Below are 6,753 nucleotides of genomic sequence, written 5' to 3' on the forward strand. Positions count from 1 at the left end.
GGAGGCGTGGGTGTCCCGAAACTGAAAATGAGCCTGTGGCCTTACGCGCTTGCGCCCATGGGAGCAACGCCCGCCAGCCATCGGTCGAGCAGGTGCCAGGCGACCGCCATGCGCGGCGGCGCGAGGAAAGGTGCGTCCTGTTCCTCCGCTATCGCCCTGCGAACGGCAGCGGCGTCGCACCAAAAGGCATCCTCTATCTCGGTCGGGTCGAGCGTCAGCGCGTCGTCGTCCGCCTGCGCGATGCAGGCGATCATCAGGGAGGAGGGGAAGGGCCAAGGCTGGCTCATGACATAGCGCACGTCGCGGACACGGATGCCGGCTTCCTCGAACAGTTCGCGCGCGACGGCTTCCTCGATCGTTTCGCCGGGTTCGACAAAGCCCGCCAGAGCCGAATAGCGTCCCTGCGGCCAGGCATGTTGTCGCCCGACAAGCACCCGACCCTGATATTCCGCCAGCATGATGACGACCGGGTCGGTGCGGGGAAAATGTTCGGCGGCACAAAGGTCACACCGCCGCGACCAGCCTGCCTTGACCGGCTGGGTCGGCCCGCCGCAGACCGAGCAAAAGCGATGGCGGGCATGCCAATGCACCAGGCTGCGCGCGGTTCCGTAGAGCGCGACCTCCGCCGCTGGCACCAGTCCGGCGATGGCGCGGCTGCGCGGGGTAGGAATGAGGTTGGGGCCAAGATCGGCGACCAATCGCGCGAAAATCGGCTGTCCGGCAGGGTCGATGCCGAGCAGGACGTGATCTGCAACATGGGCGTCTGGCTTCAAAGGCTCCAGCAGCAGGTGGCCGTCCACCTCGACCGGCTCCAGCCCATCAAGCACCAGCAATCGCGCGGCCGGATCAGCAAAGGTGTCCGCCAGCTTGGCAGGGTTGGAACGGATATGATCGACGCGATCGATCGTGCCGCCGACGAAGCCGGGCAATGCCTCACTCGCTGGATTAGTGCCGTGCATCGCTGGCCTCCTTTTCTCTTATTGCGGTTTCAGCCGCACGAACGAACAGGGTGGGCAATCCCGCCTCCGCCAGTCGATCGATCGGCCACCATTCGCCCGTGTCCTTCGGCACATGATCTTGATTCACCTGGATCGCATGAACCGTCAATGCCAGCGAGAAATGGGTGAAGACATGGGCGACCGGCGGCTCCAGCCTCCGCCATGGTCCCGCGAAAGGCGGCGTCGGATCAGGCGCGTCGTTCCATGCCGATCCGGGCAAGCCGCGCATACCGCCCAGCAACCCCTTGTCCGGGCGACGCATCAGCCAGACATGGCCATCCGCCCGCTCGATCCAGAAGGCGTGGCCCAGCCGATGCGGCTTGGCCTTTTTCGCGGCCTTGACCGGGAAGGCGGCTGGATCGGCGGTCAGGACGGCGGCGCAATCGGCGCGCAAGGGGCAGATGCCGCAGGCGGGATTGCGCGAGGTGCAAATGGTCGCGCCCAAATCCATCATCGCCTGGGCGAAATCCCCGGCGCGGGCATCGGGCGTGATTCTATCCGCCGCCGCGCGGATCGCTGGACGGGCAGCGGGTAGCGGGGTGGTGATCGCGAACAGCCGGGCGACGACCCGCTCGACATTGGCATCCACGACCACGGCGCGGCGGCCAAAGGCGATGGCGGCAACCGCAGCGGCAGTATAGGCACCCACGCCCGGTAGCGCGCGCAGGCCATCCTCCGTATCTGGGAATCGTCCGCCATGCTCGCCCGCCACCGCCCGCGCGCAGGCGAGCAGATTGCGGGCGCGGGCATAATAACCCAGCCCTGCCCAGGCGGCCATCAAATCGGCATCCGCCGCCGCCGCCAGTGCTTCGACATTGGGCCAGCGTTCGGTGAATTTGGCGAAATAGGGACCGACAGCCGCCACCGTAGTCTGTTGCAGCATCACTTCGGACAACCAGACGCGATAGGGATCAGCCGCGTTGCTCCCGGGCGGCGCGCGCCAGGGCAGGCGACGGGCGTGGACATCGTAATGGGCGAGCAGGTCGCCCGCGATTTTTGACTCTCTACCCTCGACGCGCATGGCGGCGCTATGCATGGTGCGAGCCATGACGGAACGCCCCCCAGTGCCGAAAGTGAAAAGCCGCGCCGCCTTGCCCGTCGAGCGGCCCCGGATCGGCGCGAGCCGCCAGATTGCCGACCTGATGCCCGACATCGGCCGCGCCGCTTTCCGCAAGTTCGGCTTCGTCCAGTCCAGCATCGTCACCCGCTGGACCGAGATCGTCGGCAGCCATTATGCCGCGATCACCGCGCCCGAATCGATTCGCTTCCCGGTCGGCAAGAAGGCGGGCGGGACATTGCAGCTGACGGTGATGAGCGGCCATGGACCGATGGTGCAGCATATGCTGCCCGACATGATCGAGCGGGTGAACCGCTTCTTTGGCTATGCCGCCGTCGCCAAGGTGGCGATGCGGCAGGGCGATATCCTGCCTGCCACCGCCGAACGCCGCCCGCCACCGCGCAATTTGCGACCGATCCCCGTCGAACTGGGCGATTCATTGCGTGGCATCGGCGATCCCGAATTGCGCACCGTGCTGGAATCGCTGGCGCAGGGGCTTGCCAACAGCAGCGGCCCGCCCAAAATCGGCTGATGCCGTTACGCTTTCGTTCAGCCGACATCCGCCAGGAACCTGCTCCCATGACCTTTGCCCGCTTCCTGCCCCTCGCCCTTATCGCCCTGCCCACCGCCCTGGTTGCCGCGCCTGCCACCAACTGGGTGAACCGCGTCGTCATCTCGCCGGTCGGCGGGCATGTGATGGGCAATCCGTCCGCCACGACCAAATTGGTCGAATATGTCAGCTATACCTGCAGCCATTGTGCCCAGTTCGTGGGACAGGCGAGCGGACCGCTCAAGACCGGCTATGTGCAAGGCGGCAAGGTCAGTGTCGAGGTGCGCAATGCCGTGCGCGACAAATATGACCTGACCGCCGCGCTGCTTGCGCGCTGCGGTGGTCCAGCCCGCTTCATGGGCAATCATGAAGCGCTGTTCGCCAATCAGGATGCGTGGATGTCGCACATCGAGACCTATGATCGGGATGCGACCAAGCCGACCGACCAGATCGCGGCGCTGCGCGACATCGGCCAGAAGACCGGGCTGTACACGCTGATGGGCAAGCGCGGCTATAAGCCGGCGCAGCTGGACGCCTGCATCGCCAGTCCCATGGGCATGAAGCAGGTGATGGCGATGACCGATGATGCGTGGAACAAAGTGAAGATCACCGGCACGCCCGGCTTCACCGTCAACGGCATACGGGTCGAAGGATCGACCTGGTCCATCCTTCAGGCCGCATTGCCGCCAGCCTCGCGCTGATCTAGACCCGCCTTTCAATCATCCATCATCGGAGCCTTGCCCGTCGTGAAAGCCTTTTCCGGTCTTGCCCTTATCGCCCTCAGCCTGACCCTCGCCGCGTGCGGCAAGAGCGAGGAAAACGCCACGTCGGCCGCAGAGCCGGTCGCGGCTGTCGCGCCGCCCGCTGGCACCAGCTGGTCGCAGACGGTCGCCGAAACGCCGGATGGCTATTATCTGATGGGCAATCCCGCCGCGAAGGTGAAACTGGTCGAATTCGGCTCCTACACGTGCAGCCATTGCAAGGATTTCACGGCCGAAGCGTCGGAAGAAATCAACAAGCTGGTCGATACCGGCAAAATGAGCTTCGAGTTCCGCCCCTATGTGCGTGACCCGATCGACATTTCGACGGCATTGCTGGCGCGTTGCGGCGGCAAGGATATCTATTATCCGCTGTCCGAGCAGTTTTTTGCCAACCAGACCGCAATGTTCGACAAGGTGCAGGCCATGGGCGACGAGCGCTATCAAGCGGTGATGAACGCACCACCCGTACAGCGATTCGGACAGTTGGCGAGCGATTTGGGCTTGGTTGAATTTGCCCAGCAACGCGGCATCTCCGCCGATCAAGCTAAGCAATGCCTGGCCGACATCGCCGCCGCTGAAAAACTGGCGAAGGGCGTAGAGACGGCCAACAGCCAATATCAGATCACTGGTACGCCAAGCTTCCTGATCAATGGCGTACTGGTCGACAATGCCGCGAACTGGGCCTCGCTCCAGCCCAAGCTCAAGGCAGCGGGACTCTGATTGCCGGCCGGGGGGCTGACATCGGCGGTTGAGGGAGCCGGGGCGAGACATCGTCCCGGTCCGATCCCGTGCAGATAAAGCGGTTGAAACTCTCCGGCTTCAAAAGCTTCGTCGATGCGACCGAATTGCGGATCGAGCCGGGCCTGACCGGCATCGTTGGCCCCAACGGATGCGGCAAGTCCAACCTGCTGGAAGCGATCCGCTGGGTGATGGGCGAATCGAGCGCGCGGTCGATGCGCGGCGGCGGCATGGAAGATGTGATCTTCGCAGGCACCGCGACCCGACCGCAGCGCGACTTTGCCCAAGTGTCGCTGCTGACGGTGCAGGAACAGGGCGAATTGTTCAGCGCCGTCGATGTCGGCGCGGATGGCGAACTGGAAGTCACGCGCCGGATCGAGCGCGGCGCGGGCAGCGCCTATCGGGCCAATGGCAAGGATGTCCGCGCGCGCGACGTCGCGCTGATCTTCGCCGATGCCGCCACCGGGCCGCATAGCCCGGCGCTGGTCAGCCAGGGGCGGATCGCCGCCGTAATCGCCGCCCGGCCGCAGGAACGGCGCGCCATGCTGGAGGAAGCGGCCGGGATTGCGGGCCTGCATGTGCGGCGCAAGGACGCGGAGCAGAAGTTGCGCGCCGCCGAAGCCAATCTGACGCGGCTCGACGAAATATTGATCGACATGGACGCTCGCGCCAACAGCCTGCGGCGGCAGGCGCGAGCGGCGGAACGCTATATCCGCTTGTCCGACCAGATCCGGGTGGCCGAGGCGCGGGTGTTGTTTGCGCGCTGGCGCGAGGCTAATGCCAGCGCGGAAGCCGCGCGCGCCGAAGCGAAACAGGCCGATCATAACGTACGTATCGCGCAGCAGGCGCAAGTCGCAGCCGTGGCCCAAGCGCAGGAGGCCGTTACCCTATTGGCGGACAAGCGCGCCGCCGCCCAGCAGGCGCGCGAGGATGCCAGCGAAGCCGGACATAGACTCCAGACGCTGCGGACGCAGCGCGATGCGGTGGTGCAGCGCTTGCAAGATCTTTCGCAGCAGGCGGTGCGGCTGGAAGAGGATCGCGTGCGGGAGGGGACGCTGGCCAATGACGCGGCCGAGGCGATTGCGCGGCTGACGGCGGAGATTGGCACACTCAAGGCGCGGATCGCCGAGACCGAGACATTGCGGCCCGATTTTGCGGCACGGATCGCGGCTGCCGAGAGTGGCGCACGCGATGCCGAGTTGGAACTGGCCAAGGCGATGGCGAAACAGGCGGGCGAGCAGGCCGAACTGCGCGTCGCGGAAGCCGCGCTGGTGGCTGCGCGCACCCGGTTGGAGCGGGCGGAGCGCGAGGCGTCTCGCCTTGCCGCTGAAGCCGCTGCGCTGCCTGATGCGGCACCGTTGGAAGCGCAGCGCGAGGAGGCTGTCGCGCGGCAACAGCAGGCCGGCCTGGACCGGGATGCCGCCGATATAGTGATCCGCGAGGCGGAAACCCTGCGACAGTCCGCCACCGAACAGCGGGCCTCAGCCCAAGCGGCGCTATCCTCCGCGCGCGCGGGGCTGGCGGCATTGGACAGCGAAGCGGTCGCCCTGCGCCGCGCCGTTGATAGTGGTTCCGCCGGGCGCGCCCGCGCGCTGGATCAGGTGAAAGCCGCGCCTGGCTATGAACGCGCCTTGGCCGCTGCCTTGGGCGATGATCTAGAAAGCCCCATCGCAACGGAGGGCAAGCGTCGCTGGGCAGGGGCGCAGGCGCAGCCCGATGATCCGGCGCTGCCCGATGGCTGCGCGTCGCTCGCCGACCATATCAGCGCGCCGCCCGAACTGGCACGTCGCCTGGCGCAGATCGGCTTTGCGGAAAAGGATGAGGGGCAGATGTTGCGCGTTGGCCAGCGGTTGGTCACCCGCGATGGGCAGATGCGCCGCTGGGACGGCTATGTCGCGATCGAAGGCGGCGCGGCGGCAGCCGAACGCTTGATCCGGCTCAACCGGCTGGAGGCGATCATGGCCGCCCGCCCCGCCACCGCCGCAGAAGTCGATTCGGCGCAGGACGCAGAGCAGGCCGCGCGGGCATCCGAACAGGCCGCGAGCGATGCGCTGGCGGCGGGACGCACTCGACTGACGCAGGCGGAGCAGCAACAGCGCGCCGCGCTGCGTGCGGCCGACGAGGTGACGACGGCATTGGAGCGCTTATCGGGACGGCGCGAAGGAATAGAGGAACGGCTGGACGAGGCGCGGCGCGATTGCGAATCGGCACGGGCCGAGCTGGATAGGGCGCAGGCCGCGCGCATGGCGATGCCCGATGGGGCGGACACGCGAGCGCTGGTCGCGGCGCTAACGCAGGCGAGCGAGAAGGCACGTGCCGCCGTCAGCCAGTTGCAGGCCGATCAAGCCCTGGCCGATCGCGCCCTGTCGAGCGACCGCGAGCGGCAGGCAGCCGCCGAGGCGGAAATCAAGGGCTGGCGCGCGCGGGCTGGCGAAGCGGCCAAGCGCATCGCCGCCATGGTCGCGCGCGGTGAAGCGATCGCCACCGAACGCGCCACCATCGAGGATCAGCCCGACCTATTGGCGCAGTCCATCGCCGCATTGGACGACCAAGGGGCCGCGCTGGCGGAGGCAGCCGAAACCGCCCGCCGCCTGGAATATGAGGCGGAAGCGATCCTGCGCACGGCCGAAGGCCGCGCCGCGCAGGCGG

The 6,753-nt window shown here is 66.8% G+C and carries 6 protein-coding genes; 4 read left to right on the plus strand and 2 right to left on the minus strand.

Going from position 1 to position 6,753, the window contains the following annotated elements; all coding sequences use genetic code 11:
- Positions 1-41: 41 nt before the first annotated feature.
- The gene (gene nudC / locus BF95_RS19655; RefSeq protein WP_043153723.1) at positions 42-959 is read right to left on the minus strand and encodes an NAD(+) diphosphatase; all 918 of its coding nucleotides are present in this window, start codon (positions 957-959) and stop codon (positions 42-44) included.
- On the minus strand, positions 946-2,019 hold the full coding sequence (locus BF95_RS19660) for an A/G-specific adenine glycosylase (RefSeq protein WP_043153726.1): 1,074 nt from the start codon (positions 2,017-2,019) through the stop codon (positions 946-948). Before BF95_RS19660 ends, nudC begins: the two co-directional genes overlap by 14 nt.
- 25 nt (positions 2,020-2,044) lie before the next feature.
- Here BF95_RS19660 and BF95_RS19665 point away from each other — a divergent pair, with 25 nt between their 5' ends.
- From BF95_RS19665 to BF95_RS19680, 4 genes are all read left to right on the plus strand, one after another.
- Positions 2,045-2,587 (plus strand): DUF721 domain-containing protein, encoded by a 543-nt coding sequence (locus BF95_RS19665; RefSeq protein ID WP_043153727.1) that lies wholly within the window; start codon positions 2,045-2,047, stop codon positions 2,585-2,587.
- A 47-nt stretch (positions 2,588-2,634) separates the two neighbouring features.
- Complete coding sequence (locus tag BF95_RS19670) at positions 2,635-3,306, plus strand: thioredoxin domain-containing protein (protein WP_043153724.1); 672 nt, start codon at positions 2,635-2,637, stop codon at positions 3,304-3,306.
- Between the two features lie 45 nt (positions 3,307-3,351).
- On the plus strand, positions 3,352-4,086 hold the full coding sequence (locus BF95_RS19675; RefSeq protein ID WP_043153729.1) for a DsbA family protein: 735 nt from the start codon (positions 3,352-3,354) through the stop codon (positions 4,084-4,086).
- A gap of 68 nt (positions 4,087-4,154) precedes the next feature.
- On the plus strand, positions 4,155-6,753 hold a 2,599-nt coding region (locus BF95_RS19680; protein WP_043153731.1), incomplete at its 3' end, for an AAA family ATPase.

Origin of the sequence: Sphingobium sp. Ant17 (assembly GCF_000588875.1) — a bacterium.
Taxonomy (GTDB): domain Bacteria; phylum Pseudomonadota; class Alphaproteobacteria; order Sphingomonadales; family Sphingomonadaceae; genus Sphingobium.

What these genes read in the sequence shown, in the direction of transcription:
- BF95_RS19660 (WP_043153726.1), bottom strand. Translation starts at nt 2,019, where the DNA reads ATGCGCGTCGAGGGTAGAGAGTCAAAAATCGCGGGCGACCTGCTCGCC.
- nudC (WP_043153723.1), bottom strand. Translation starts at nt 959, where the DNA reads ATGCACGGCACTAATCCAGCGAGTGAGGCATTGCCCGGCTTCGTCGGC.
- BF95_RS19670 (WP_043153724.1), top strand. Translation starts at nt 2,635, where the DNA reads ATGACCTTTGCCCGCTTCCTGCCCCTCGCCCTTATCGCCCTGCCCACC.
- BF95_RS19665 (WP_043153727.1), top strand. Translation starts at nt 2,045, where the DNA reads ATGACGGAACGCCCCCCAGTGCCGAAAGTGAAAAGCCGCGCCGCCTTG.